At 72.5% G+C, this 24,694-nt stretch carries 20 protein-coding genes and 1 pseudogene; 13 read left to right on the plus strand and 8 right to left on the minus strand.

Translation table 11 applies throughout. The annotated features are described in order from the left end of the window. Position 1 precedes the first annotated feature (1 nt). A complete protein-coding gene (locus tag P696_RS0112275) occupies positions 2-493 on the plus strand; it encodes a cupin domain-containing protein (protein WP_026412571.1) in 492 nt (163 codons plus the stop codon). Positions 494-582: 89 nt separating this feature from the next. On the opposite strand, the gene P696_RS0112280 is transcribed toward P696_RS0112275, so the two are convergent. Together P696_RS0112280 and P696_RS0112285 are read right to left on the minus strand one after the other, a co-directional pair. Continuing rightward, positions 583-1,923, minus strand: coding sequence for an FAD-binding oxidoreductase (locus P696_RS0112280; protein ID WP_026412572.1), 1,341 nt, complete (start codon positions 1,921-1,923; stop codon positions 583-585). Between the two features lie 98 nt (positions 1,924-2,021). Further along, a complete protein-coding gene (locus tag P696_RS0112285; protein ID WP_026412573.1) occupies positions 2,022-3,536 on the minus strand; it encodes an MFS transporter in 1,515 nt (504 codons plus the stop codon). 197 nt (positions 3,537-3,733) lie between these two features. Between P696_RS0112285 and P696_RS0112290 the strand changes: the two genes are divergently transcribed. The 4 genes from P696_RS0112290 (at position 3,734) to P696_RS0112305 (ending at position 7,291) form a co-directional block, all read left to right on the plus strand. After that, positions 3,734-4,105 carry a YciI family protein gene (locus tag P696_RS0112290; RefSeq protein ID WP_026412574.1) on the plus strand — a complete coding sequence of 124 codons (372 nt, stop codon included), beginning with the start codon at positions 3,734-3,736 and terminating at the stop codon, positions 4,103-4,105. Continuing rightward, a complete protein-coding gene (locus P696_RS0112295; RefSeq protein ID WP_034484533.1) occupies positions 4,102-5,340 on the plus strand; it encodes an RNA polymerase sigma factor in 1,239 nt (412 codons plus the stop codon). Before P696_RS0112290 ends, P696_RS0112295 begins: the two co-directional genes overlap by 4 nt. 83 nt (positions 5,341-5,423) lie before the next feature. Next, positions 5,424-6,350: an NAD-dependent epimerase/dehydratase family protein gene (locus P696_RS0112300; protein WP_026412576.1), complete on the plus strand. Its 927-nt coding sequence runs from the start codon at positions 5,424-5,426 to the stop codon at positions 6,348-6,350. Then, a complete protein-coding gene (locus P696_RS0112305) occupies positions 6,347-7,291 on the plus strand; it encodes an RNA polymerase sigma-70 factor (RefSeq protein ID WP_026412577.1) in 945 nt (314 codons plus the stop codon). The genes P696_RS0112300 and P696_RS0112305 overlap by 4 nt, the downstream gene beginning before the upstream one ends. 63 nt (positions 7,292-7,354) lie before the next feature. On the opposite strand, the gene P696_RS0112310 is transcribed toward P696_RS0112305, so the two are convergent. Continuing rightward, entirely contained in the window at positions 7,355-9,526 is a 2,172-nt protein-coding gene (locus tag P696_RS0112310) for an MMPL family transporter (protein ID WP_084337342.1), read from the minus strand. A gap of 218 nt (positions 9,527-9,744) precedes the next feature. Here P696_RS0112310 and P696_RS0112315 point away from each other — a divergent pair, with 218 nt between their 5' ends. Both P696_RS0112315 and P696_RS0112320 read left to right on the plus strand, forming a co-directional pair. Further along, positions 9,745-10,893, plus strand: a complete 1,149-nt coding sequence (locus tag P696_RS0112315) for a sensor histidine kinase (protein ID WP_026412579.1) — start codon at positions 9,745-9,747, stop codon at positions 10,891-10,893. After that, the gene (locus P696_RS0112320) at positions 10,890-11,552 is read left to right on the plus strand and encodes a response regulator (protein ID WP_026412580.1); all 663 of its coding nucleotides are present in this window, start codon (positions 10,890-10,892) and stop codon (positions 11,550-11,552) included. The genes P696_RS0112315 and P696_RS0112320 overlap by 4 nt, the downstream gene beginning before the upstream one ends. Here the strand turns inward: P696_RS0112320 and P696_RS44990 are convergent. Continuing rightward, positions 11,516-12,439 carry a helix-turn-helix transcriptional regulator gene (locus P696_RS44990; protein WP_084337344.1) on the minus strand — a complete coding sequence of 308 codons (924 nt, stop codon included), beginning with the start codon at positions 12,437-12,439 and terminating at the stop codon, positions 11,516-11,518. The genes P696_RS0112320 and P696_RS44990 overlap by 37 nt on opposite strands. A gap of 134 nt (positions 12,440-12,573) precedes the next feature. Here P696_RS44990 and P696_RS0112330 point away from each other — a divergent pair, with 134 nt between their 5' ends. Further along, positions 12,574-13,617, plus strand: coding sequence for an aldo/keto reductase (locus tag P696_RS0112330; RefSeq protein WP_026412581.1), 1,044 nt, complete (start codon positions 12,574-12,576; stop codon positions 13,615-13,617). Positions 13,618-13,628: 11 nt separating this feature from the next. Beyond that, positions 13,629-13,952, plus strand: a complete 324-nt coding sequence (locus P696_RS0112335) for a putative quinol monooxygenase (RefSeq protein WP_211245715.1) — start codon at positions 13,629-13,631, stop codon at positions 13,950-13,952. Between the two features lie 23 nt (positions 13,953-13,975). Here P696_RS0112335 and P696_RS0112340 read toward each other — a convergent pair whose 3' ends face one another. After that, positions 13,976-14,935: an ArsR/SmtB family transcription factor gene (locus P696_RS0112340; protein ID WP_026412583.1), complete on the minus strand. Its 960-nt coding sequence runs from the start codon at positions 14,933-14,935 to the stop codon at positions 13,976-13,978. 56 nt (positions 14,936-14,991) lie between these two features. Between P696_RS0112340 and P696_RS0112345 the strand changes: the two genes are divergently transcribed. Next, positions 14,992-16,221, plus strand: a complete 1,230-nt coding sequence (locus P696_RS0112345) for an MFS transporter (protein ID WP_026412584.1) — start codon at positions 14,992-14,994, stop codon at positions 16,219-16,221. 263 nt (positions 16,222-16,484) lie between these two features. Here the strand turns inward: P696_RS0112345 and P696_RS59035 are convergent. Next, positions 16,485-17,087, minus strand: a pseudogene (locus tag P696_RS59035) (LysR family transcriptional regulator); the annotation flags it as partial. A 120-nt stretch (positions 17,088-17,207) separates the two neighbouring features. Between P696_RS59035 and dnaE the strand changes: the two are divergent. Next, positions 17,208-20,765, plus strand: coding sequence for a DNA polymerase III subunit alpha (dnaE, locus tag P696_RS0112355; protein ID WP_026412585.1), 3,558 nt, complete (start codon positions 17,208-17,210; stop codon positions 20,763-20,765). A gap of 129 nt (positions 20,766-20,894) precedes the next feature. On the opposite strand, the gene P696_RS0112360 is transcribed toward dnaE, so the two are convergent. Further along, on the minus strand, positions 20,895-22,322 hold the full coding sequence (locus tag P696_RS0112360; protein ID WP_026412586.1) for an MFS transporter: 1,428 nt from the start codon (positions 22,320-22,322) through the stop codon (positions 20,895-20,897). A 102-nt stretch (positions 22,323-22,424) separates the two neighbouring features. On the opposite strand from P696_RS0112360, the gene P696_RS0112365 reads away from it, so the two are divergent. Both P696_RS0112365 and mca read left to right on the plus strand, forming a co-directional pair. Next, positions 22,425-23,048 (plus strand): TetR/AcrR family transcriptional regulator, encoded by a 624-nt coding sequence (locus P696_RS0112365; protein WP_211245743.1) that lies wholly within the window; start codon positions 22,425-22,427, stop codon positions 23,046-23,048. Positions 23,049-23,067: 19 nt separating this feature from the next. Then, positions 23,068-23,922: a mycothiol conjugate amidase Mca gene (gene mca / locus P696_RS0112370; protein ID WP_211245716.1), complete on the plus strand. Its 855-nt coding sequence runs from the start codon at positions 23,068-23,070 to the stop codon at positions 23,920-23,922. On the opposite strand, the gene P696_RS0112375 is transcribed toward mca, so the two are convergent. Next, positions 23,919-24,692 (minus strand): SGNH/GDSL hydrolase family protein, encoded by a 774-nt coding sequence (locus tag P696_RS0112375; protein ID WP_026412589.1) that lies wholly within the window; start codon positions 24,690-24,692, stop codon positions 23,919-23,921. The two genes, mca and P696_RS0112375, sit on opposite strands and share 4 nt — an antisense overlap. Between the last annotated feature and the right edge of the window lie 2 nt (positions 24,693-24,694).

Consider the following 24,694-nt stretch of genomic DNA (forward strand, 5'->3'; position numbering starts at 1 on the left):
GATGACGTACCCGGACGCGACCTACCTGGCCGACGAGGGCGAGGTCAGCGCGGTGTTCCGCACCGCGGACGCGCCGCCGGAGCTGAGCATCGGCGGGGGCCGCACGAACGTGCACCACCTGGCCACCGGAGCCACCACCGACGGGCATTTCGGGCTGTACCGGTGGGAGATGGGCGCCGCGCAGACCGGCGGTTCGCCCCACTTCCACCGGACGTTCTCCGAGTCGTTCTTCATCCTCGAGGGGAAGGTCGACCTCTACGACGGCGACGCCTGGGCGACCCGCGAGCCGGGCGACTTCCTGTACGCGCCGCCCGGCGGGATCCACGCGTTCCGGAACGCGGACGGCCCGGCGGCGATGCTGGTGCTGTTCGCGCCGGGCGCGCCCCGCGAGCCGTACTTCGAGGCGCTGGCCGAGATCGTCGAGAGCGGGCGGGAGCTCAGCCCCGAGGAGTGGACCGAGCTCTACGCGCGCCACGACCAGTTCATGGTCTGACCTGCGAGAACGGCCGTCCAGGGATCGTTTCCCGGTCTGACCTTCCAGGACGGCCGCCCGGAGATCGTGTCCCCGGGCGGGCCGTTCCGCTATTCGGGGCGGACGTTGTGGTTGGCGGCGAACAGGTTCTCCGGGTCGTACAGGGCCTTGACCGCCGCGAGGCGCTTGTACGTCGCGTCCGGGTAGATCGCGGCGACGTCCTCGTCCGTGGCGGCGGTCTGGAAGTTCGCGTACGCGCCGGTGACGTGCGGGGCGAGGCCCGTCCAGGCCGCGTCCAGGCCGGGACGGGCGGCCTCGACGACCGGGGCCGGGCCCCCGATGGTGGCCACGAACATCAGCTCCGCGCCGCGGTGCGCGTAGGCGGTCGCGTCGGCCGGGACCCGGGACACGGCAGCGCCGACGCCGCGGACGGAGAAGAACGGCGATCCGGCCGCCGTGCCGACCTCGCCGACAATGGCCAGGAATTCCGGAACCGACTCGGCCTCGACGAATGCGGCGCGGGTCACGAAGCCGAATCCGGGCGGCGGGACGAGGCCCTCCTCGAGGATTTCCGAATAGGGCTTCAGCGTCACGTCGTCGGACGTCACCATGCCCAGCGCGCGAATCGGGTCGATGGCCTCGGCGGCCTTTTCCGGGTCGTCGCCGTCGAAGGCGACGAGGATCTCGACCGGGGCGTCCGGGCCGCCCAGGAAGGGATTGGCGAAGTTCACCGTGGACGAGAGTTCCTCCGGCGCGACGCGCAGGTGGTCCGCCCATCCGGGCAGGACGGTGGAGAGCTCGGCGGCCGGGAAGGTGATCTTCCCGAAGAAGACGTCCGTGGTCGGGTGCGCGGCGAACTCGAAGGACGTCACGATCCCGAGGTTGCCGCCGCCGCCGCGCAGCGCCCAGAACAGGTCCGGGTTCTCGTCCGCGCTCGCGCGCACGAGGTCCCCGGCGGCGGTGACCACCTCGGCCGCGACCAGGTTGTCCATGGCCAGGCCGTGCTTGCGGACCTTCCAGCCGATGCCGCCGCCGAGCGTGAGCCCGCCGACGCCGACGCTGCGGGTGTCGCCGGACGAGAGCGCCAGCCCGTGCGGCGCGAGCACGTCCGCGACCTGACCCCAGGTCGCGCCGCCGCCGATCCGGACGATGTGCCGGTCCTCGTCGGCGATCTCGACGTCCGCGAGGCGGGCGAGGTCGATGACGACGCCGCCGTCGTTCGTGCTGAACCCCGAGAAGGCGTGGCCGCCGCCGCGCACCGACAGGGACAGTTCCGCGTCCACCGCGAAGCGAATTGCGGCGCGGACGTCGTCCACGTTCCCGGGACGCAGCACATAGGCGGGACTTCCCGCCGCGAGAACCGAGCGCGCGGCCGATGCGTACGCCGCGTCGCCCGGTTCGATGATGTCGCCGCCGAAGTCGCGACGGAGGTTTTCGAGAGCCGAAGTCATGAGGTCCCACCGATCAGTTGTGCCGCCCGGTCGTACACATGACTCCGGCCACCGGGATTTCGTGACATGGCCGATCGCGTGACGTGTGCCACAGCGATCTACAGGGCGGCGGATTCGGCCTCCTGCACCACGTCCACGGTCTTCGGAGCGCGGGGACGCACCGCCAGCGTGAGCGCGGCGAGCGCGGCGAAGAGGACCGCCGCGACCAGGCCGGTGACGTGCAGGCTCGTCGTGAAGGCGTCGCGCGCGGTGCGCAGCAGCTCCGCGCCCTGGCCCGCGGGCAGATTGTGGCTCGCGGCGACCGCGCCCGCGAGGGAGTCGGACGCGCCGTCCGTCCCCTCGCGGTAGACGACCGCGGCCAGGACGCCGAGCAGCGCGAACCCGAGCGACCCGCCGAAGTAGTTGGCGGTCTCCGACATCGACGCGGCCGACCCGGCGCGCTCCGGCGGGACGGACCCGACGACCAGCCCGGTGCCCAGCGCGAACAGCGGTCCGGTGCCCACCGCGAGGACGGTGATCCCGGCCATGACCAGCGGCAACGAGCCCGAGCCGTGGACGGCGACCAGCAGCAGGGAGCCCAGCGCGGACAGGGCCAGGCCGCCCGCGATCGCCGTCGTCGGCTTCATCCGCTTGGCGTACGCCGGGGCGGTCATGGTGCCGACGGCCACGCCCAGGCCCATCGGCGCGAACAGCATCGCGGACGTGGCCGGGGAGTGCCCGAGGACGTTCTGCAGGTACTGGGTGACCAGCAGGCCCGTCCCGGCCATGGCGGTCCCGGCGAGGCCGAGGCAGACGAGCACGGCCGTGAACCGGCGGTTGCGGAGCAGGCGCAGGTCCAGCAGGGGCGTCTCCATCGTCAGCTGCCGCCGGACGAACACCAGCCCGACGGCCGCGCCGACCGCGAGCGCGATGCCCGGCACGAGCGGCTCGTCCTGCATCGCGAGCTGCTTGAAGCCGTAGATCATGAGCAGCACCGCGACCAGCGACAGGACGACGCTGACGGGGTCGAGCCGTCCGGACCGGTCGCCGCGGAACTCGGGCAGCAGGAACGGCCCGCCGAGGAGCACCACGGCCATCGCGGGCACCGCGATCAGGAACACCGAGCCCCACGAGAAGTACTGCAGCAGGAACCCGGCCAGCACCGGCCCGAGCGCGCCGCCGGCGAACTGGCTGGTCGCCCAGATCGCGATGGCCTTCCCGCGCTGCCGCTCGTCCCGGAACATGTTGGTGATCAGCGCGAGCGTGGACGGCGTGAGCGTCGCGCCCGCCACGCCCAGCAGCAGCCGGACGACGATCAGCATCAGCGGGTTCACCGAGAACGTGGCCACGACCGACAGGACCAGGAAGCCCGCGGCCCCCACCAGCAGCAGCTTCCGGCGGCCGATCCGGTCGCCGAGCGTGCCCGCCGTGATGACCAGCCCGGCGACCATCAGCCCGTACCCGTCACTGATCCACAACTGCTCGACGTTGCTCGCGCCGAGGTCGGCGCTCAGCTTCGGAAGGGCCAGGAGGAGGGCCGTCATGTCCATCGCGACGATCAGGGTCGGCAGAGCCAGGATGATCAGGCCCAGCCATGCCCGGCGATCGGCTTTCAGTTCGGTTTCGTTCGTCATGCATGCTGGTCGGAGCGGGGACGCGCTTCTTGACACCGTGGGGACGACACGATCGGAGCAGTTTTTTCGAGAAATCCTCCCGAGGGATGTCAAGAAGACGGCCGCGGCTCCGACCAACGGGTCGAAGGGGCCCACCAGGCCCCGGCGAGGGTCCTCCGGGGTCCCGGTGACCCGAGACAGAACATGAGGAGCACGAGATGCAGTTCCTGATCAGCATGCACATCAACCCGGCCGTGCTGGACGCGCTGACCGACGAGGAGAAGCAGGCGCTCGGCGAGGGCCACGGGAAGTTCATGGCCGACTGCAAGGCGTCCGGCGAGTTCGTCCTCACGCAGGCGCTGACCGACCCGTCCCAGGCGGCGGTGGTGTCGGTGCGCAACGGCCAGCCGGTCGTGACCGACGGGCCGTTCCTCGAGGCCAAGGAGTTCCTGGGCGGCTACTACCTGGTCGACGTCGAGAACCGCGAGCGCGCGATCGAGCTCGCCGCCCAGATCCCGGACGCCGGCATCGAGGGCCTGGGGGTCGAGGTCCGCCAGGTCATGTTCTCTGACGGACAATTGGAGGCGTGAGCGACTCCACCGACCCCCGGGAGGGATTCGAGGACCTGCTGCGTGAGCTCGCGCCGCAGGTCCTCGGCGTGCTCGTGCGCAGGTACGGGCAGTTCGAGGGCTGCGAGGACGCCGTGCAGGAGGCCGTCCTCGCGGCGTCGGTGCAGTGGCCGGCAGAGGGAGTGCCGGACAACCCGCGCGGCTGGCTGGTGGCGGTGGCGTCCCGGCGGCTCATCGACCAGATGCGCAGCGAACACGCGCGCCGCGAGCGCGAGTCGGCCCTGGCGGCCGAGCAGGCCGCCGAGCCCGCGCCCGAGGACGTCCCGGACGCCGACGACACGCTCATCCTGCTGTTCCTGTGCTGCCACCCGACGCTGACGGCGGCGTCCCAGACGGCGCTGACGCTGCGCGCGGTCGGCGGGCTGACCACGGCCGAGATCGCCCGCGCGTTCCTGGTGCCGGAGTCGACGATGGCGGCCCGGATCAGCCGGGCCAAGCAGAAGATCAAGGCCGCGGGCGGCACGTTCACGCTGCCGGAGGCGGCCGAGCGGGAGGAGCGGCTGCGGGTCGTCCTGCACGTGCTGTACCTGATCTTCAACGAGGGGTACATCGCGTCGTCGGGCGGCGAGCTGTCCCGCGCCGACCTCGCGAGGGAGGCGATCCGGCTCGTCCGGATGGTCCACGCGCAGCTTCCCGAGGACGGTGAGGTCAGCGGCCTGCTGGCGCTGATGCTGCTGACCCACGCCCGCCGCGACGCCCGGACGACGCCGTCCGGCGACCTGGTCCCGCTGGACGAGCAGGACCGCTCGGCCTGGGACCGCGGGCTGATCGACGAGGGGACCGCCCTGGTCAAGGCGTCCCTGGCCGACACGACGCTCGGGCCGTACCAGCTGCAGGCGGCGATCGCCGCGACGCACGCGAGCGCGGCCACGGCCGCCGACACCAACTGGAAGCAGGTGTACGCGCTCTACCTGGTCCTCGAACGGATCGCGCCGAACCCGATGGTCACCCTGAACCGGGCGATCGCGCTGGCCGAGCTCGAGGGGCCGGAGGCCGGGCTCGACCTCCTCGCCACCCTGGACGGCGACGAGCGGATGGCCCGCCACCACCGGCTGCTGTCCGTGCGGGCGCATCTGCTGGAGAAGACCGGCGACACGTCCGGGGCGTACGAGCTGTACCGGCGCGCCGCGAAGGCCACCGCGAGTCTCGCCGAGCAGCGGTACCTGGAGGGCAGGGCGAGCCGGGTGAAACCGTGAGGTTCCGCCCGCATGTCACAGGTGGCGCGGCTGTCTTGTCTCGGGAACGTCGGGACAGGATCACAAGTCGGATCGGTGAGGTCATGCGGGTATTCGTCGCAGGTGGGAGCGGGGTTCTCGGACAGGTGCTGGTGCCCCTGCTGGTGGCGGGCGGGCACGAGGTGACCGCCACGACGACCGGCTCCGGCAAGCTGGGACGGTTGCGGGAGCTGGGCGCCGAGGCGGTCGTCATGGACGGCCTGGACGCGTCGTCGGTGCGCGCCGCCGTCGCCGCCGCGAGGCCGGACGTGATCGTCCACCAGATGACCGCGCTCGGCGTCACCCACGCCGGGACGAACATGCGGTCCGAGCGGTACTTCCGGAACACCAAGCGGCTGCGCACCGAGGGGACCGACCACCTGCTGGCCGCCGCCGAGGCGTCCGGCGTGCCGCACTTCGTCGCGCAGAGCAACGCGGGCGGGAACGGGCCCCGGGAGGGCGGCTGGAAGACGCCGGAACAGGACCCGCTGGACCTGGACTCCAGCACGGCCCCGCGCGAGTCGATGGAGTCGCTGCGCTACACCGAGAAGGCCGTCCTCGACGCGGGCGGCGCGGCGCTGCGCTACGGCTGGTTCTACGGGCCGGGCGCGACCGACGACCAGGCGGAACTCGTCCGCAAGCGGAAGTTCCCGATGATCGGCGGCGGGACGGGCGTCTGGTCGTGGATCCACCTGGACGACGCCGCCCGCGCGACCGTCCTGGCCGTCGAGAAGCAGGCGCGCGGCGTGTACAACATCGTCGACGACGAACCGGCGAAGGTCAGCGAATGGCTGCCCTACCTGGCCGAATGCGCGGGCGCGAAGCCGCCGATGAACTTCCCCGCGTGGCTGGCGAAGCTGATGGCCGGAGACGTCGCGGTGTCGATGATGACCAGGGGGCTCGGGTCGAACAACGCCAAGGCCAAGGCCGAGCTGGGCTGGGAACTCGTCCACCCGTCCTGGCGGCAGGGGTTCAAGGACGCGCTCGCGTGACCCGGGACGAGGAGTTCCAGGAGCTCAGGCCGCTGCTGTTCTCGATCGCCTACCGGATCCTCGGGAGCGTGGTCGAGGCCGAGGACGCGGTCCAGGAGACGTGGCTGCGGTACGAGGCGTCGGACACCGTGCCCGACTCGCCGAAGGCGTTCCTGTCGTCGGTGGTCACGAACATCTCGATCAACGTGCTGCGGTCGGCGCGCGTCCGGCGGGAGGAGTACGTCGGGCCGTGGCTGCCCGAGCCACTGCTGGTCGACCCGTACGACGACCCGCAGCGGTCGGCGGAGCTGGCCGACTCGGTGTCGATGGCCGCGCTGCTGCTCCTGGAGCGGCTGAGCCCGCTCGAACGCGCGGTGTTCGTGCTGCGCGAGGTGTTCGGGTTCGGCTTCCCCGAGGTCGCGTCGGCCGTGGAGCGGTCGGAGGCCGCGTGCCGCCAGCTCGCCGTCCGGGCGCGGCGGCACATGAACGAGGGCCGTCCGCGCTTCGAGGCCGACCGGCGCGAGCGGCGCGAACTCGCCGAGCGCTTCCTCGACGCGTTCCGCGACGGCGACGTGGACGCGCTGGCCGGGATGCTCGCGGCGGACGTCCAGATGGTCAGCGACAGCGGCGGCAAGGCGCCACAGTGGGGCAAGGGCGTGGTCGGCGCGGCGAACGTGCTGCGGCTGCTCGCCGCGATGTCCGGGCCGCTCGCGGCGGTCGGGGTCGTCGCCGCGCCGCACCGGGTGAACGGGGAGCCGGGAGCGATCTTCCGCGACACCGACGGCCGGATCCTCAACACGTGGGCGATCGACATCCTGGACGGGCGGATCCAGGCCATCCGGACGGTCATCAACCCGGACAAGCTCGCGCACCTCGGCCCTGTGGCGGACGCCTGGGCCGTCAACCGCGCGGCGAACGCCCACCGCCACGCGTCCGGAACGCCTTCGGACCCCACGGCGTGATCCCCGGAGACGGGGGAGCGCGGGATTCCGTTTCCGGAATCCCGCGCTCTCGCGTTCGGGGGGTCAGACTCCGGCGGGTTCCTCCACCGGGGACGGGACGGGGGCCGGGGTGCGGCGGAACGGCATCCACCAGTTGGCCTTGCCGAACAGCTCCATGACGGCCGGGACGAGCACCAGCCGGACGATCGTGGCGTCCACGAGGACGGCGATCGACATGCCGAGCCCGATCTGCTTGACCTCGAGGTCCGGGCCGAGGACGGAGGTCATGAAGACGGCGATCATGATCGCGGCGGCGGCCGTGATGACCTTGGCGGTGCTCGCGAGGCCGGTGGCCACCGACGCCCGGGTGTCGCCGGTGCGGGCGTAGTCCTCGCGGATCCGTGAGATCAGGAAGACCTCGTAGTCCATGGACAGCCCGAACAGGATCGGGAACATCATCATGGGGACCCAACTGCTGACCGGCATGGTGGTCGGGAACCCGAGGGCCTTGCCGAGCCAGCCCCACTGGACGATCGCGGTCAGCACCCCGTACGCGGCGCCGATCGACAGCAGGTTCATCACCGCGGCCTGGATCGCGATCGTGACCGACCGGACCAGCGCGACCAGGAGGATCAGGGACAGCCCGAGCACGACCGCGATCATCAGCGGCAGCCGCGACTCCACGGCGTCGGAGAAGTCGATCGCCACGGCGTTCGGCCCGCCGACCTGGACGTCCTTCCCGCCGGGGACGCCGGGGAGGACGTCGTCGCGCAGCCTGTGCACGACGTCCGGGGTGGCCTTGTCCTGGAAGTCGGTCTTGGGGAAGGCCATGAAGAGGGCGGCCTGGCCGTCCTTGCTGGCCTGGGGCGGCGTGACGTAGGCGATGCCCTCGGTCTTCCCGACGGCCTCGACGACGGGACGCAGGTCGGTGTCCCGGGATGCGACGGGGGTCGCGAACACCAGCGGCGCGTTGTAGCCGGGCCCGAAGCCCTCGGACAGGATCCGGTAGGCCGCGTAGCTGCTGCGGTCGTGCGGCTGGACGCTGGCGTCGGCCATGTTCAGCCGCATCGACAGCGCGGGCGCGGCGAGCACCAGCAGGCCGGTCCCGGCGAGGACGGCCGCGATCACCGGACGGCGCTGCACCGCGGTCGCCCAGCGCTCGGCGGGCGTCCGCCGGGCCGTGCCCGTGCCCGTGCCCGGGCCTTCGCCCCGGGCTCCGCGCCGGGGCCGACGCAGCGAGTTGATCTTGTAGCCGGTGAAGCCGAGGAACGCGGGGAGCAGCGTGACCGCGGCGCCCATCGTGACCAGCACGGTCACGGACGCCGCGATGCCCACGCCGGTCATCAGCTTCTGCCCCATGGCGACCAGGCCGAGCAGCGCGATCACGACGGTCGTCCCGGCGAACAGCACGGCGTGCCCGGCGGTCGTGATGGCCTTGACCGTCGCCGCCTCCGGACTGTCGCCGTCCTTCAGCGCGTCCTTGTAGCGGGTCACGATGAACAGGGCGTAGTCGATGCCGACGCCGAGCCCGATCAGGGCGGCGACGATCGCGGTGAAGTCCGGCGCGGGGAAGACGTACCCGACCAGCTTCATCAGCGCGATCCCGCCGACGATCGCCATCAGCGCGGTGACGATCGGCAGGCCCATCGCGACGAGCGAGCCGAACGCGATGAACAGGATGATCGCCGCCGCCAGGATCCCGACCGCCTCGCCCGGACCCTGCGCGGGCGCCTCGGCCTTCTGCGCCTGGTCGCCCGCGAGCCCGAGCGTCACGGCGCCGCCCGACGCGTCCTTGACCGCGTCGACCAGCGGCCTGACCTCGGTCGTCTTCACGTTCTGGCTGGTCAGCGGGATGGTCGTGCGGGCGATCCGGCGGTCCTTGGTGACCAGCGACGCGTCGGTGTAGGGCGAGGTCACCGGGCCCGTGACGGGCGAGGCGTCCAGGACCGAGACGACCTTCTCGATCGTCTGCCGGGCGGCGGGGTCGTCGATCCCGCGGTCGGCCTTGATGGCGAGGGTGAGCGTGTCACCCTGCTGCTCGGGGAAATGGCGCTCGATCAGTTTCTGTGCCCGGGCGGATCCGGATCCGCCGCCGGAGAAATCGTTGCTCGAAGCGGCCCCGAAGCCGAACCCGCCGACCGCCACCGCGAGCACGCCCACGATCCAGGCCAGCAGGACCAGGCGTCGTCGCCGGTAGCAGAAGCGTGCGAGCCCTGCCAGGACACCGTCCTCGCGGGAGGTCTCGGTCGTCATCATCAAACTCCTCATGCCGTTGTCTGCGGCCTTGCGGAATTGATGATTCCGGCTGAAATCGCGCGAGTCGTCCGCCTCACGCGGTGAATTCGCGATACGTCCCGCGCCGCATTTCCGGGCCGTTTCTGCTGCGGACGCCGTGGATCTACTGCGCTCGCGGTAGCGGTCCCCTCGTCCGCGCGCAGGAGGTGCCGACGCCCGGTTTTGGTTAAGTTGCGCCTATGAGCACCGGACTGTCCGCCGTCTGGTCCAAGCACAGGGACTGGCTGGTCGCCGCCTTCCTGGCGGCGGCACTGCTGATCACCGCCGCGGGCGAGGGGCATCCCGCCGTCGGCCTGGACCTCTGCGGCTACGCGCTGATCGTGGTCAGCGGCCTCGCGATGGCGTTCGTCCGCCGCGCCCCGATCCCGGTGCTGTTCACCGCCTGGATGTGCGTGGCGGGCTACCAGGCGGTCGGGTTCGAGGTGCCCGCCGTCGCGTACCTGTTCGCGACGTTCACGGCGGTCCGGGCCGGGCACCGGCTGGTCACGATCGCGGCGAGCGTGATGCTGCTGCTGACGCTGCCGCTCGCGGCCCTGGTCTCGCCGCACGGCTGGTCGGTGGGCGAGTCGTTCGTGCAGGCCCGGGGCGTCCTGGAGATCGCGTGGCTGATCGCCGCCGGGGCCGCCGGGGAGGCGCTGCGGCAGGCCGAGCGGCGCGCGGACGAGGCGGAGCGCACCCGCGAGGAGGCCGCGCGGCTGCGCGCCAGCGAGGAGCGCCTGCACATCGCGCGCGAGCTGCACGACTCCCTCACCCACCAGATCTCGATCATCAAGGTGCAGTCCGGGGTGGCCGTCCACCTGGCGCGCAAGCGGGGCGAGCGGGTGCCGGAGGCGCTGCTGGCGATCCAGGAGGCCGGACGCGAGGCGACCCGTGAGCTGCGCGCGACGCTGGAAACCCTGCGGGACGACTCGGGCACCCCGGTGTACGGCCTCGACCATGTCCCCGACCTGGTCGAACGCGCCCGGGGGACGGGCCTTGAGACGACCCTGACGATCGAGGGCCAGCCGCAGGACGTGCCGACCGCCGTCGACCGGACGGCGTACCGGATCGTCCAGGAGTCGCTGACGAACACCGCCCGGCACGCGGCGGCGACGACGGCGAACATCATGATCGACTACCGTCCGGGGATGCTCGCGATCCGCGTCGACGACGACGGCAGGGCCAGGCCCGGCAGCGCCCCGGTCCCCGGTGTCGGGCTGCTCGGCATGCGCGAGCGCGTCACCGCCCTCGGCGGGCGGCTGCGCGCCGAACCCCGCAGCGAGGGTGGGTTCAGCGTGGAGGCCGAGCTGCCCGTCGCGCCCGACCTGCCCGTGGTGTCCGCGACGTGATCCGCGTCCTGCTGGTGGACGACCAGCCCCTGCTCCGCGGCGGCTTCCGCGCGCTGCTCGACGCCGAGGACGACATCGAGGTCGTGGCCGAGGCCGCCGACGGCTCCGAGGGCCTCCGGCTCGCCCGCGAGCGCCTGCCGGACGTCGCGCTCGTCGACATCCAGATGCCGGTCATGGACGGCATCGAGACGACCCGCCGCATCGCCGCCGACCCGGAGCTGTGCGGCGTCCACGTCGTCATCCTGACCAACTACGGCTTCGACGAGTACGTCTTCAACGCGCTGCGCGCCGGGGCCGCCGGGTTCCTCGTCAAGGACATCGAGCCGGAGGACCTCCTGCACTCGGTGCGCGTCGCGGCGCGCGGCGACGCGCTGCTCGCGCCGTCCATCACCAGGCGCCTGATCAGCCAGTACGTCACACAGCCCGCCCGCACCGGGGCCGGGACGGGCCTGGAGGAGCTGACCAACCGCGAACGCGAGGCCGTCGCGCTGGTCGCGCAGGGCCTGTCCAACGACCAGATCGCGGTGCGCATGGAGATCAGCCCGGTGACCGCGAAGACCCACATCAACCGCGCGATGATGAAGCTGTCCGCGCGCGACCGGGCGCAGCTGGTCGTCCTCGCCTACGAGTCCGGCCTGGTCACGCCGCGCGGCTCGTGAACACCGCGCGGCTCGTGAACACCGCGCGGCTCGTGAGCGGTGAGGGGCGCGCGGTGGGCGAGCGTGGCCAGGATGCGCAGCGCCGCCTCGGACGGTGAGCCCTCCTCGACCGTGTGCGCGATGAGCGCCTGGTCCGGATCGTCGGGGAGGCGGAGCGTCTCGTAGCTGAGCTCGATCCGTCCGACCGCCGGGTGCAGGTAGACGTACCGGCCGTGGGTCTTGTCCCTGACCTGCTGCTCCGCCCACGCCGCGCGGAACTCGGGGCAGGTCGCCGCGAGCTCCTCGACGAGCGCGGCGGCGCGCGGGTCGTCCGGATGGCGCGACGCGTCCAGCCGCAGGTAGGCGGCGATGTCGGAGACCTTGCCGGGCCAGTCCTCGTAGAGCGCGCGCATGCCCTCGTCCTGGCAGAGGAGCCGGGCCAGGTTGCGCTGCTCCGGCGGCAGCGCGCCGAAGTCGGTGATGAGCGTGGCGGCCAGGTGGTTCCACGCGAGGACGTCCGTGCCGCGCCCGACGATGTACGCGGGGACGTCGGACGCCGCGTCCAGCAGCCGCCGCAGCCCCGGCCGGACGGTCTGCGGCGCGGACGGCGCGTCCGTCCCGGACCAGGGCCGCGCCAGCCGGAACAGGTGCTCGCGCTCGTCCGGGTTCAGCCGCAGCGCGCGGGCCACGGCGTCCAGGACCTCCTCGGAGAAGTGCAGCGTGCGGCCCTGTTCGAGCCGGACGTAGTGGTCCACGCTGACCCCGGCGAGCAGGGCCAGCTCCTCGCGGCGCAGCCCGGGGACGCGGCGGCGTCCGCCGTAGTCCGGCAGGCCCAGCTCGTCCGGCCGCAGCCGCGCCCGCCGTGACCTCAGGAACTCGCCCAGTTCCGCGCGCCTGTCCAGTGCCATGGCCCCAGTATCGCGCGCGGTGATCGGCGCAGCCTGGTCACGCCGTGCCCAGGCACGGGCGGGCACTGGGTGGGCCGCTCGCGCCCGAGCACAGTGATGGTCATCCGATCCACCGAGCAAGGAGCACCACGAAAATGACCGACACTGTTCGCTTCGGCCGCACCGACATGGACGTCACCCGCCTCGGCTTCGGGTCGTGGGTGGTGGCCGGGGCAGGCTGGACGTTCGGCTGGGGCGAGACCGACGACGCCGACTCGATCGAGGCGATCCGGCACGCGATCAGGTCCGGGGTCAACTGGATCGACACCGCCGCCGTCTACGGCCTCGGCCACTCCGAGGAGCTGGTCGGCAAGGCGATCGCCGGGCTCCCGGAGGCCGACCGTCCGTATGTGTTCACCAAGGCGGGCCTGGTCTGGGACCCGGAGAACCCGTCGGCCGCGCCTCGCCGGATCATGAAGCCCCCCAGCGTCCGCCGCGAGATCGAGGACTCGCTGCGCCGCCTCGGCGTCGAGCGGATCGACCTGTACCAGGTGCACTACCCCGACACCGGCGAGTCCCTGGAGTACGCGGGCGGCGGCTTCGGCGCGGTGTCGCCGAACGCCACGCCGCTGGAGGAGTACTGGCAGGTCATGGCCGACCTGAAGGCCGAGGGCAAGGTCCGCGCGATCGGCCTGTCGAACCACTCGGCCGAGCTGCTGGACGCCGCCGAGGCGATCGCGCACGTGGACGCGATCCAGCCGCCGTTCTCGGCGGTCAACCGTTCGGCCGCCGCCGAGATCGCCTGGGCGCGGGAGCACGACACCGCCGTGATCGGCTACTCGCCGCTCCAGTCCGGGCTGCTCACCGGCACGTTCTCCGCCGAGCGCGTCGCGGGCCTGCCCGCCGACGACTGGCGTACCGGGCACGCCGACTTCACCACCGGCCTGACCGCGAACCTCCGGGTCGCGGAGGCGCTGCGGCCGATCGCCGCGCGGCACGGCGTCAGCGTCGCGGAGGTCGCGATCGCGTGGGCGCTCGCCTGGCCGGGCATCACCGGCGCGATCGTCGGCGCCCGTTTCGCCCGGCAGGTTGACGGCTGGATCGGTGCGTCCGGCGTCCGGCTGACGCAGGCCGACCTGGACGAGGTCTCCGCCGCCATCGAGGCTTCGGGCGCGGGCACCGGCCCGGCCCGTCCGTGAACTCACGCGGCATGAACGAACGAGAGATGAGGGAGCAGGACATGACGCTCTTCGTGGTCGCGGAGATCCGGGCGGTGCGCGGGCAGGAGGACAGGCTCCGCACGGCGCTGGAGGCGATGATCGAGCCGTCCCTGGACGAGCCGGGCTGCCTCGCCTACCGGCCGTACACCGACCCCAACGACGCGTCCCGGATGGTCGTCGTCGAGGAGTGGACGGGCCCGGACGCCCTGGCCGAGCACTTCGCGACGCCGCACTTCAAGCACGTCGAGCTGGTGTTCGACGGGATCCTCGCCGAGCCCATGACCATCCGCCGCCTCACGGCCGTCACGGGCTGACGACGGCCACAGCCTGACTTCCGTCACGGGCTGATGAGGCCGTCGCCCAGGGACGTGCGCCGGTACAGCACCTGGCGCCCGTCCCTGGCCCGGCTCACCAGGCCGGTGGCGTGCAGCACCCGCAGATGCTGGGAGACCGCGCTCGGCGTCACGCGCAGGCGGCGGGCGATCTCGATCGTCGGCAGGGGCTCGGCGAGCAGGATCAGCAGGCGGACCTTGGACGCGCCGAGCAGCGCCTCCGATGCGGGCAGGTCGGGAGGCGGCTGCGGCTCCCAGAGGGTGCCGACGCCCCGGCACGGATACGCCAGGACGGGCGGTTCGTCCGGGCTCAGCGGCGGAGCGGGTTTGTGGACGAAGACCGACGGCATGAGCAGCAGGCCGCGTCCGTTCGCCGCGACGTGGTGATGGCTGATCATCTTGCTGATGTGCAGCACGCCGTCCTGCCAGCGCAGGTTCGGGTGCATGTCGGCGAACAGCAGGCGCGCGCCGCCGACGGCCAGGCGTCGCGCGCGGTAGGTCATGTCCGCTTCGAGGACGAGCCGCATCTGCCGCCAGTGCGGCCTGATCGCGAGTTCCCAGAACCGGTGCAGGGCGTCGCAGATCGCCTCAAGAAGCCCTGCCGTGGAGGTGTCGCGCAGCGGTTCGGGCAGGTCGTCGGGCGCGTGCGCGGCCGAGAGGTCGCGCCGGACGACGGCGGCGGGCGTCCGCCGGACGGTCTCCAGCTCGTCCTCGAAGCCCGGCTCGAACTCGTCCGGACGCGGCGTCAGGAAGTCGGGCAGCGTCCGCCGGTCGCTCACCAGCGCGCACAGAAGCCGCAGGTCAGGCGCGTCCAGCTCGGCGAGGACGGCCCGCCGCCACGGCAGGTGCAGGGCCGACAGGCCCGGGTCGCGCAGCACGCGCAGGCTGACGACGGTCTCGTGCAGCGGCGAGACGGCGAACCGGGTGTCGGCGAGGTCCTCGACGTCCAGCTCGAAACTGATCATTAAGCCCCAGGCTACATCGATTGGCCCGCGCGCCCCGAACCCGTGAACTCGGGGGCATGACGTTGACTCTCCCCCGAGCGGATCCGAGGGCGGACGCGGGCCGTGGCGTGATCCTGCTCCTGGCGCTGACCTGCGGCGTCGCCGTGGGGAACGTGTACTTCCCGCAGGCGATCAGCCCGGCGGTCGCGTCCGGGCTGGGCGTCTCGCCCGGCGCGGCGGCGATGGTGGTGACGGCGACGCAGTTCGGGTACGCGGCCGGGATCTTCCTGCTGGTGCCGCTCGGCGACCGCGTCCCGCACCGGCGGCTGGTCGTGGCGCTGCTCGCGCTGACCGGGCTCGGGCTGCTCGCCGCCGGGGCCGCGCCCGGGGTGACGCCGCTGGCCGCCGCGTCCGCGTTCGTCGGCGCGGCCACGGTCGTCGCGCCGGTCCTCGGTCCGATGGCGGCGGGCCTGGTCGCGTCCGACCGGCGCGGGACGGTCAGCGGGATCCTGCTCGGCGGTTCGATCGGCGGCATGCTGCTGTCCCGGACGCTCGGCGGGTTCGTCGGCGAGTCGCTGGGCTGGCGCGCCCCCTACCTCGCCGCCGCCGTGCTCACCCTCACGTCGGCGCTCGTCCTGGCCCGGGTGCTGCCGCGAACGCGGCCGTCCTCGCGTGAGCGGTACCCGTCCCTGCTGGCGGCGTCCGTCCGCCTCCTGCGCGCCGAACCGGACCTGCGCCGGTCCTGCTTCTACCAGGCCGCGATCTTCGGCGGGTTCTCCGCCGCCTGGACGGGAGTCGCGCTGCTGCTGACCAGCCCCGCCTACGGCCTCACGACCCGGGCGGTCGGGCTGCTGGCGCTGGTCAACGCGGCGACGATGTTCTGCACGCCGCTCGCGGGACGCCTCGCCGACCGGCGCGGCCCGGACCTCGTCAACCGCGTGAGCATGCTCGCCGTCGCCGCGTCCGCGCTGGTCCTCGCGTTCGGCGGCCTCGGCGGGACGACCGGTCTCGCCGCGCTCGTCGCCGGGTTCCTGGTCCTGGACGTCGCGATGCAGTCCGGCATGGTCGCGAACCAGGTGCGCATCTACGCGCTGCGCGACTCCGAGCGCAGCCGTCTCAACACGGCCTACATGACCTGCGCCTATCTCGGCGGCAGCCTCGGTTCCTGGCTCGGCGCGAACGCGTTCGCGCGCTTCGGCTGGAACGGCGTGTGCGTGCTCGTGGCGGTCCTGGCCGTCCTCGCGCTGGCGAAGGCGGCACGGTCTTCCGAGGGGATCCAGAACCGGTCGGCGGCCCAGGGGACGTAGGAGTCCTCGATGTGCGCGACGAGCAGCGGCAACGTGGGGTGCCGGTCCAGCTCGTGCCACATCAGCGACCACGGGTACACGGGAGCCGGGTCGGTGAACGAGACGCGGACGACGTCCCGGTGCGAGGGCAGCCGCGTCCCCTCCCCGGCGAAGGTGTACCGGGACGGCTCGGAGGCGATGCGCTCGACCAGGCCCTCCAGCCCGAAATCGGGCCCGCCGGTGTCGAACGCGATGCCGAACTCCGCCCCCAGGGCGCGGTAGAACGACGCCCACTCGCTGTCCTCCTCGATGCTCGGCATCCACGCCGTCGTGCCCGCGAGCGCCGACAACGGCAACCGGGAGTGCCCGGCGAACGGATGATCGCGCCTGACGAGAATCTGGAGCGGTTCGAGCAGGGCGGGGACGCGGCGGACCCCGTCCGGCAGCGCGGTGGCGCGGCCGAACAGCGCGTCGGTGTCGCCCGCGACCAGGGCGGGCAGCCCGGCCGCGAGCCCGCCCGACGACACGATCGACAGGCCGGTGGCGGACGCGGTCTCGTGGAAGCCCCGCACCAGGTCGATCGACGCGAGCCAGGTGTGGTGGACGTCCACGCGCAGCGTGCGCAGCCGCTCCCCGGCGAGCGCCGCCATCCGGTCGGAGAGCCCCACCAGCGCGCGGGCGGAGTCGAGCATCGCGCGTCCGGTGGAGGTCGGGTCGGCCCCGCCGCGCCCCCGGACGATCAGCGGCGTGCCGAGCCGGTCCTCCAGCTTCGCGACGCGCTTGGACACCGCCTGCTGGCTGACGCCGAGCCGGTCGGCCGCGCGCCCGAACGAGCGCTCCTCGACCACGGCCACGAAGGCGCGGACCGCCGCGACGTCCAGGTCCATTCAGCTCCTCGTACAACCTGCGGTTGTGATCGGCCCGCATGTCCATTGTTGGACAGCGCGTTCTTCAGGCGGGTGAGATGGCGTGAGCGGACCGAATCTACAACCTGGGGGAGTGGAAGCGTGGACTCCTTCGTGCACCTGCACGTCCATACCGAGTACTCGATGCTGGACGGGGCGGCGAAGGTCGGCGCGCTGGTCGCGGAGGCCGCGCGGCTCGGGATGCCCGCCGTCGCGATGAGCGACCACGGCAACGTGCACGGGGCGTACGAGTTCCACCGGGCGGCGGAGAAGGCGGGCGTCCGCCCGGTCGTCGGCGCGGAGCTGTACGTCGCCCCCGCGTCGCGGCACCGCCGCGAGCCGGTGTTCTGGAGCGACGACCCGTCCCTGCGGAAATCGGACGAGCGGACGGGCGCGGGCGGCGACGTGTCCGGACGCGGCCTCTACACGCACATGACGGTCTGGGCCGAGCACGCCGACGGCCTGCGCAACCTGTTCCGGCTCCAGTCGCGCGCCTGGCTGGAGGGCCGCGCGGCGAAGTACCCGCGCGTGGACGACGAGCTGCTGGCCGAGTACGCGCCGGGCCTGATCGCGACGACCGGCTGCCCGTCCGGGGAGGTGCAGACGCGGCTGCGCCTCGGCCAGTACGACGCGGCGGTCGAGGCCGCCGCCCGCCACCGTGACGTCTTCGGGGCGGACAACTACTTCCTCGAACTCATGGACCACGGCCTGCCGATCGAACGGCGCGTCCGGGACGACCTGCTGCGCGTCGGACGCGACCTCGGGATCCCGCCGCTCGCCACCAACGACTCGCACTACGTCACCGAGGACCAGGCGGACGCGCACGACGCGCTGCTCTGCATCGGCACCGGCAAGCGGCTCGCGGACGCCGACCGGTTCCGGTTCTCCGGCAGCGGCTACTTCCTGAAGGACGCGGCGCGCATGCGCGCGATGTGGGACGACCAGGTGCCCGGGGCCTGCGACAACACCCTGCTGATCGCGGAACGCGTGGGCGACTACGGCCCGGTGTTCGCGCACCGCGACCTGATGCCCGAGTTCCCCGTCCCGGACGGCGAGACCGAGGCGTCCTGGCTGCGCGCCGAGACCCTGCGCGGCGCGCGGAGGCGGTACGGCGACGCACCGGCGCGCGAGGTGCTGGAACGCATCGACTACGAACTCTCGGTCATCGAGGACATGGGGTTCCCCGGTTACTTCCTCGTCGTCGCCGACATCTGCGAGCACGCCCGGAGGAACGGCATCGGCCTCGGCCCGGGACGCGGCTCCGCGACCGGCTCGATCGTCGCGTACTGCACGGGCATCACCGAGCTGGACCCGATCGGTCACCGGCTGATCTTCGAGCGGTTCCTCAACCCCGAGCGGGTCACCATGCCCGACATCGACCTGGACTTCGACGACCGCCGCCGCGACGAGATGATCGACTACGTCACCCGGACGTACGGCGCGGACCGGGTCTGCCAGATCGTCACGTTCAACACCATCAAGGCCAAGGCCGCCGTGAAGGACGCCTGCCGCGTCCTCGGCCTGCCGTACGCGCTCGGCGACCGGATCACCAAGGCGTTCCCGGCGGCGGCCGGGGGCAAGGAGATCCCGCTCTCGGCCGTCCACGACGAGGCGCATCCCCGGCACGGCGAGGCCGCCGAACTGCGCCACCTGTACGACACCGAACCGGACGTCCGGCGCGTCATGGACACCGCGCGCGGCGTCGAGGGGCTGACGCGCGGCACCGGCGTCCACGCGGCGGGCGTGATCCTGTCGTCCGAGCCGCTGCTGGACGTGCTGCCGCTCGTGCGGCCGAAGGCGGACGGCCCGGTCGTCACCGGCTTCCCGTTCACGCAGGCCGAGGACATGGGCCTGCTCAAGATGGACTTCCTCGGCCTGCGCAACCTGACGGTCATCAACGACGCGATCGAGGGCGTCCGCGCCAACCGGGGCCTGGACGTGGACGTCCACGACGTCCCACTGGACGACCCGGCGACCTACGAGCTGCTCGCGCGCGGCGACACCCTCGGCGTGTTCCAGCTCGACGGCGGCGGGATGCGGACGCTGCTGAAGCTCATGCGCCCGACCACGTTCACCGACATCGCTGCGGTGTCGGCGCTCTACCGGCCGGGCCCGATGGAGATGAACGCGCACACGAACTACGCGCTGCGCAAGACCGGCAGGCAGAAGGTCGAGCCCATCCACCCGGAGCTGGAGGACGCGCTCGAACCGATCCTCGGCGACACCTACCACCTGGTCGTGTTCCAGGAGCAGGTCATGGCGATCGCGCAGCAGCTCGCCGGGTACTCGCTCGGCGGGGCCGACATGCTGCGGCGGGCCATGGGCAAGAAGAAGAAAGACGTCCTGGACGCCGAATGGGAGCGGTTCTCCGCGGGCATGCGCGAGCGCGGCTTCTCGGACGACGCGGTCAAGGCCGTATGGGACGTGCTGGTGCCGTTCAGCGGATACGGCTTCAACAAGTCGCACACCGCCGGATACGGCCTGGTCTCCTACTGGACGGCCTACCTGAAGGCCAACTTCCCCGCCGAGTACATGGCCGCGCTGCTCACATCCGTCGGCGACGACAAGGACAAGATGGCCGTCTACCTGTCGGACTGCCGCAGGCTCGGCGTCCGGGTGCTGCCGCCGGACGTCAACGAGAGCGAACTCGGCTTCACCGCCGTCGGTGAGGACATCCGGTTCGGGCTCGGCGCGATCCGCAACGTCGGCGCGGGCGTCGTCGAGGCCATCACCGGGACGCGCCGGGAGGGCGGCCCGTTCGGCGGGTTCGCCGACTTCCTGGCCCGCGTCCCGGCGGCGGTCTGCAACAAGCGGGTCATCGAGTCGCTGGCGAAGGCCGGCGCGTTCGACTCGTCCGGGCAGGCGCGGCGGGCGGTCGTCGCCGTCCACGAGCAGGCCGTGGACGCCGTCCTCGACCTGAAACGCCACCAGGCGCACGGCCAGGACGCGCTGTTCGGCGGCGACACGGGCCCCGGCGACTCTGGCGGCCCGCTCGTCACCGTCCCCGACCTGGACGAATGGGAGAAGGCGACGCTGCTCGCGCACGAGCGCGACATGCTCGGCCTCTACGTCTCCAGCCATCCCCTGGACGGCGCGGAGCCGGTGCTCCAGGCGCACCGCGACCTGTCGCTCGCGGACCTGCTCGCGTCCGGGCGGACGGACGGGCCCGTCCGGGTGAGCGGGATCATCGCGGGGTTGCAGCGGCGGGTGACCAAGCAGGGCTCGCCGTGGGCCGTCGTCACGCTGGAGGACCATCACGCCGCGCTCGAATGCCTCGTGTTCCCCAAGACGTACACGCTGTACGGGGACCTGCTGGCCGAGGACCGGGTGGTCGCCCTCCAGGGCAAGGTCAACGCGCGGGACGACGCGATCAGCGTCTACGTGGAGGACGTCGCCGTCCTGGAGATCGACACCGCCTCCGGGCATCCGCCCGTGCGGCTCTCGGTCGCCGAGCCGCGCGTGACGCTCCGCCTCGTCCGGGAGCTGCGGCAGGTGCTGACCGCGCATCCCGGACGGGCTCCGGTGCATCTGCTCCTCCGGCGGCGTGGCGCGAAGGACGTGCTGTTCGACCTGCCGGACTTCACCGTCGAGCCCGGCCCGGCCTTCGCCGCGGACGTGAAGTCCCTCCTCGGCGCGAACGCCCTCGACCCGGCCGGTTGACGGCCGGGACGAGGGCGGGACTGAGGGGGCTGGGGGCCGGGAAGAGGGCGGGACTGAGGGGGCTGGGGGCCGGGAAGAGCGCGGGGCTGAGGGGGCTGGGGGCCGGGACGAGACGAGAGTGGGCCCAGGTCAGCGCGCACGCTTGAGGCAGGCGGCGGCGAGGACGGCCCCGGCGGCGACCAGCGCGGCGTTGACGCCGATCGCGACCCGCAGGCCGGGCAGGACGTCCGCGGTGGTGGAGCTCGCGATGACGACCGCGCTCATGATCGGGGTGCCGAGCGTGATGCCGATCTGCTGGGTCATGGTCGCGATGCCGGTGGCGCGGCCCTGGTCGGCGTCCGGCAGCCCGGACGTCGCGGTGACCATGAAGGCGACGATCATCAGCATGTTGCCGACGCCGCCGACGAAGGTCGCGGCGAGCAGCAGGACGATCCAGGCGTCCGAGGCGCCGAGCGCGATCAGCGTGGCGGTCGCCGCCGCCTGCACGAGCCCGCCGGTGAGGATGGTGGCGCGGGTGCCGATCCGTCCGACGACGCGTCCGCCGAAGGTGCCGCCGAGGACGGTGCCGAGGCCGAGGACCCCGAACGCCAGCCCGGTCATGAGCGGCGAGTAGCCGAGGACCTTCTGCAGGTAGAGCGTGAGCAGGAAGACCAGGGAGGTCTCGGTCACGAAGGCGACGAGCCCGGCGGTGTTGCCCCAGACGACCGTGCGGAGCCTGAGCAGCGCGGTCGGGACGAGCGGCTCGGCGGCGCGCTTCTCGACGAACCAGAACGCGACGACCAGCACGGCGCCCACGGCGAGCGAGACCAGGGTGGACGGGGAGGTCCAGCCGTGCTCACCGGCCTGGGTGAGGCCGAACACGAGCAGCAGCAGACCGGCGGTCACGGACGCGGCGCCGGGCAGATCCAGGCGGGGACGGTCGGACGGACGCTCGTCACGGATCATGCGGGGCGACAGGGCGACGACCAGCACGGCGACCGGGACGTTGATCAGGAAGGCCCAGCGCCAGGAGAGCAGGCTGGTCAGCAGCCCGCCCAGGATCGCCCCGGCGGTGAACCCGGCCGACATCAGCGCGCCGTTCAGCCCGAGCGCGCGCTCGCGCAGCGGTCCCTCGCGGAACGCGGTGGTCAGCAGGGCCAGTCCGGCCGGGGTGACGGCGGCGGTCGCGAGCCCTTGCAGGACGCGCGCGGCCAGCAGCACCTCGGGGCCGGTGGCGAGCCCGCCGAGCAGGGACGACGCCCCGAGGACGGCCATCCCGCCGATGAACAGCCGCTTGCGTCCGACGATGTCGGCGACGCGTCCGAACAGGAGGGTGAAACCGGCGGCGGAGAGCGCGAACGCGGTGGCGATCCACTGGAGGTTCGCCAGCGAGAAGCCGAGGCCCGCGCCGACCTCGGGCAGCGCGACGTTCAGGATCGAGAAGTCCACGGCGACCATGAACTGCGCGCCGAGCAGCAGGGTGAGCAGCAGCCGCTGACGTCCGGTCATGCGGGTCGGGGAAGGGGTGGGAAGGGGTGTGGGCGTCGCCTTGCGGGACGCGGTCGCGGACGCGGCCATGGGATGCCTCCGAGCTGTTAACGGATCTGTAGTTCCGTTAGGATGGGACCGACGGTATCACCCGTCCGCGCTAAATGGAACTGGAGACCCGTTATGTCCGCGATGGAGACCCCGCCCGGCACTCTGCGTCCCGGTGGAAGGACCGCCCGGGTGCGCCTCGCCGTGCTGCGCGCGGCCGAGGACGCCCTGATCGAGTGCGGCTTCGACGGCATCGACCTGGCGGAGATCGCGCGCCGCGCCGAGGTCGGCAAGACGACCGTCTACCGGCGCTGGGGCACCCCGAGCGCGCTGGTCGCCGACCTGCTGGAGGGCATGGCCGAGCAGTCGGTCGCGCGCGCCGAGACCGGATCGCTGGACGGCGACCTGCGCGCGAACGCCCGGCTGGTCGTCCAGACCCTCACCGACGAGCGGCAGGGCGCGCTGTTCAAGGCCGTGATCGCCGCCGCGACCGGGGAGGAGCGCACCGCCGAGGCGCTGCACCGCTTCTACGCCACGCGCATCGCCGAGTGGGCGCCGTGCGTGACGCAGGCCGTCGAGCGCGGCGAGGTCCCCGAGGGCACGGACGCGTCCGAGGTCATCCGCGCGGTCTCGGCCCCGCTCTACTACCGCTTCCTGGCCAGCGGGGATCCCCTGAGCGAGGAGGTCGCCGACCTCGCCGCGCACGCCGCCTGCTGTGCCGCCAGGGCGGGTGCTTATGTCGAACCTAAAAATGGCCTTGCGGGATAATTAGGCCCGACCTAAGATTTTGCCCATGACGCTGAGACTGATGACCGTGCACGCCCACCCCGACGACGAGTCGAACAAGGGCGCCGCGACGCTGGCCGGGTACGCGGCCGAGGGCGTGGACGTGCTGGTCGTCACCTGCACGGGCGGCGAGCGCGGCGACGTCCTCAACCCCGCGATGGACCGTCCGGGCGTCCGGGAGGGCCTGGCCGCGATCCGGCGCGCGGAGATGGACGCGGCCCGGACGATCCTGGGCGTCCAGCAGCGATTCCTGGGTTTCGTCGACTCCGGTTTGCCCGCGCCAGGCGAAGCGCTACCGGACGACTGTTTCGCACTCACGCCCTTGGCGGAAGCCAGCGGACGGCTCGTCGCCGCCATGCGCGAGTTCCGTCCGCACGTGGTCGTCACGTACGACGAGACCGGCGGCTATCCGCATCCCGACCACGTGCGCACGCACGAGGTGACCGTCGCGGCGTTCGACGCAGCGGGCGACGGCGACCGCTTTCCTGAAGCGGGTGAGCCGTGGCAGCCGCTCAAGCTCTACTACCATGGCGCTTTGTCGAAGGCGTGGTTCCAGGCGTTGCACGACGGGATGACCGCGCGCAGCCTGGAATCGCCGATGGCGGACGTCCTGAAGGAGTTCCCCGCAGACGTGCCCGCGCCGGAGTTCACCACGCGCGTCCCTTGCTCGGAGCACTTCGCCACCAGGGACAAGGCGCTGCTCGCGCACGAGACGCAGGTCGATCCGAACAGCGGATTCATGCTGCACGACCGTGACGTGGAACGCGACGTGTGGCCGACCGAGGACTACTTCCTAGCGAAGGCGATCGTCCCCGTCGCACTCCCCGAGGACGACCTGTTCGCGGGCATCCGTTAAACGAGGGTGACGGGCAGCAGCTCGGGACGCTTGGCGGTGCGGCCGTCGCCGGACGAGCGTCCCCGGACCCGCCGCCACACCCACGGGCCGAGGAAGGCCCCGGCCCACATCACCTCGGCCCCGGCGCGCCGCCACGCGGGCCGGACCGGCATCGGCGGCAGCGGATCGGCCCAGCTCATCGAGCTGCCCGGCAGGTCCAGCGCCTGCGCGACGGCCGCGGCGATCCGCGCGTGCCCGGCGGGCGAGGCATGGATGCGGTCGGCGTTCCAGATACGCGGGTCGGTGACGACGGGCTGGTTCCAGGTGTCCACGAGGACGGCGCCGTGCCGCCCGGCCATCGCGCGCACCTGGTCGTTGAACCCCATGACCCGGGGTCGCAGCCGCGCCGCCAGCGGCGAGATCGCGCCGACGTCCGGGAGGGTGAAGGTGACCGTCGTCGCCCCGGACCCGGTGAACGCGACGAGCATCGCCTCCAGGTCGGCGGCGACCGCGTCCGCGTCGCACCCCGGCCTGATCAGGTCGTTCATCCCGGCCAGGACGGTGACGAGGTCGGGCTTCAGGGCGAGCGCCGGGCCCGTCTGCTCCGCGCGGATCCCCGCCGCGAGGCGTCCCCGGACGGCCAGGTTCGCGTACCGGAAGTCCGGCCCGGACACGGCGGCGAGCTTCTCGGCGAGCCGGTCGGCCCAGCCCCGGTAGCCGGACGTCTCGTCGCCGTCCATCAGCCCCTCGGTCTGGCTGTCGCCGACCGCGACGTAACGCAGGTAGGACATCT

Source organism: Actinomadura oligospora ATCC 43269 (assembly GCF_000518265.1).
Classification (GTDB): domain Bacteria; phylum Actinomycetota; class Actinomycetes; order Streptosporangiales; family Streptosporangiaceae; genus Spirillospora; species Spirillospora oligospora.

Excerpts from the sequence above, each read along its gene's own strand:
- P696_RS0112275 (WP_026412571.1), top strand. The coding sequence starts at position 2 with ATGACGTACCCGGACGCGACCTACCTGGCCGACGAGGGCGAGGTCAGC.
- P696_RS0112280 (WP_026412572.1), bottom strand. The coding sequence starts at position 1,923 with ATGACTTCGGCTCTCGAAAACCTCCGTCGCGACTTCGGCGGCGACATC.
- P696_RS0112285 (WP_026412573.1), bottom strand. The coding sequence starts at position 3,536 with ATGACGAACGAAACCGAACTGAAAGCCGATCGCCGGGCATGGCTGGGC.
- P696_RS0112290 (WP_026412574.1), top strand. The coding sequence starts at position 3,734 with ATGCAGTTCCTGATCAGCATGCACATCAACCCGGCCGTGCTGGACGCG.
- P696_RS0112300 (WP_026412576.1), top strand. The coding sequence starts at position 5,424 with ATGCGGGTATTCGTCGCAGGTGGGAGCGGGGTTCTCGGACAGGTGCTG.
- P696_RS0112310 (WP_084337342.1), bottom strand. The coding sequence starts at position 9,526 with ATGATGACGACCGAGACCTCCCGCGAGGACGGTGTCCTGGCAGGGCTC.
- P696_RS0112315 (WP_026412579.1), top strand. The coding sequence starts at position 9,745 with ATGAGCACCGGACTGTCCGCCGTCTGGTCCAAGCACAGGGACTGGCTG.
- P696_RS44990 (WP_084337344.1), bottom strand. The coding sequence starts at position 12,439 with ATGGCACTGGACAGGCGCGCGGAACTGGGCGAGTTCCTGAGGTCACGG.
- P696_RS0112330 (WP_026412581.1), top strand. The coding sequence starts at position 12,574 with ATGACCGACACTGTTCGCTTCGGCCGCACCGACATGGACGTCACCCGC.
- P696_RS0112335 (WP_211245715.1), top strand. The coding sequence starts at position 13,629 with ATGAACGAACGAGAGATGAGGGAGCAGGACATGACGCTCTTCGTGGTC.
- P696_RS0112340 (WP_026412583.1), bottom strand. The coding sequence starts at position 14,935 with ATGATCAGTTTCGAGCTGGACGTCGAGGACCTCGCCGACACCCGGTTC.
- P696_RS0112345 (WP_026412584.1), top strand. The coding sequence starts at position 14,992 with ATGACGTTGACTCTCCCCCGAGCGGATCCGAGGGCGGACGCGGGCCGT.
- P696_RS0112360 (WP_026412586.1), bottom strand. The coding sequence starts at position 22,322 with ATGGCCGCGTCCGCGACCGCGTCCCGCAAGGCGACGCCCACACCCCTT.
- P696_RS0112365 (WP_211245743.1), top strand. The coding sequence starts at position 22,425 with ATGGAGACCCCGCCCGGCACTCTGCGTCCCGGTGGAAGGACCGCCCGG.
- P696_RS0112375 (WP_026412589.1), bottom strand. The coding sequence starts at position 24,692 with ATGTCCTACCTGCGTTACGTCGCGGTCGGCGACAGCCAGACCGAGGGG.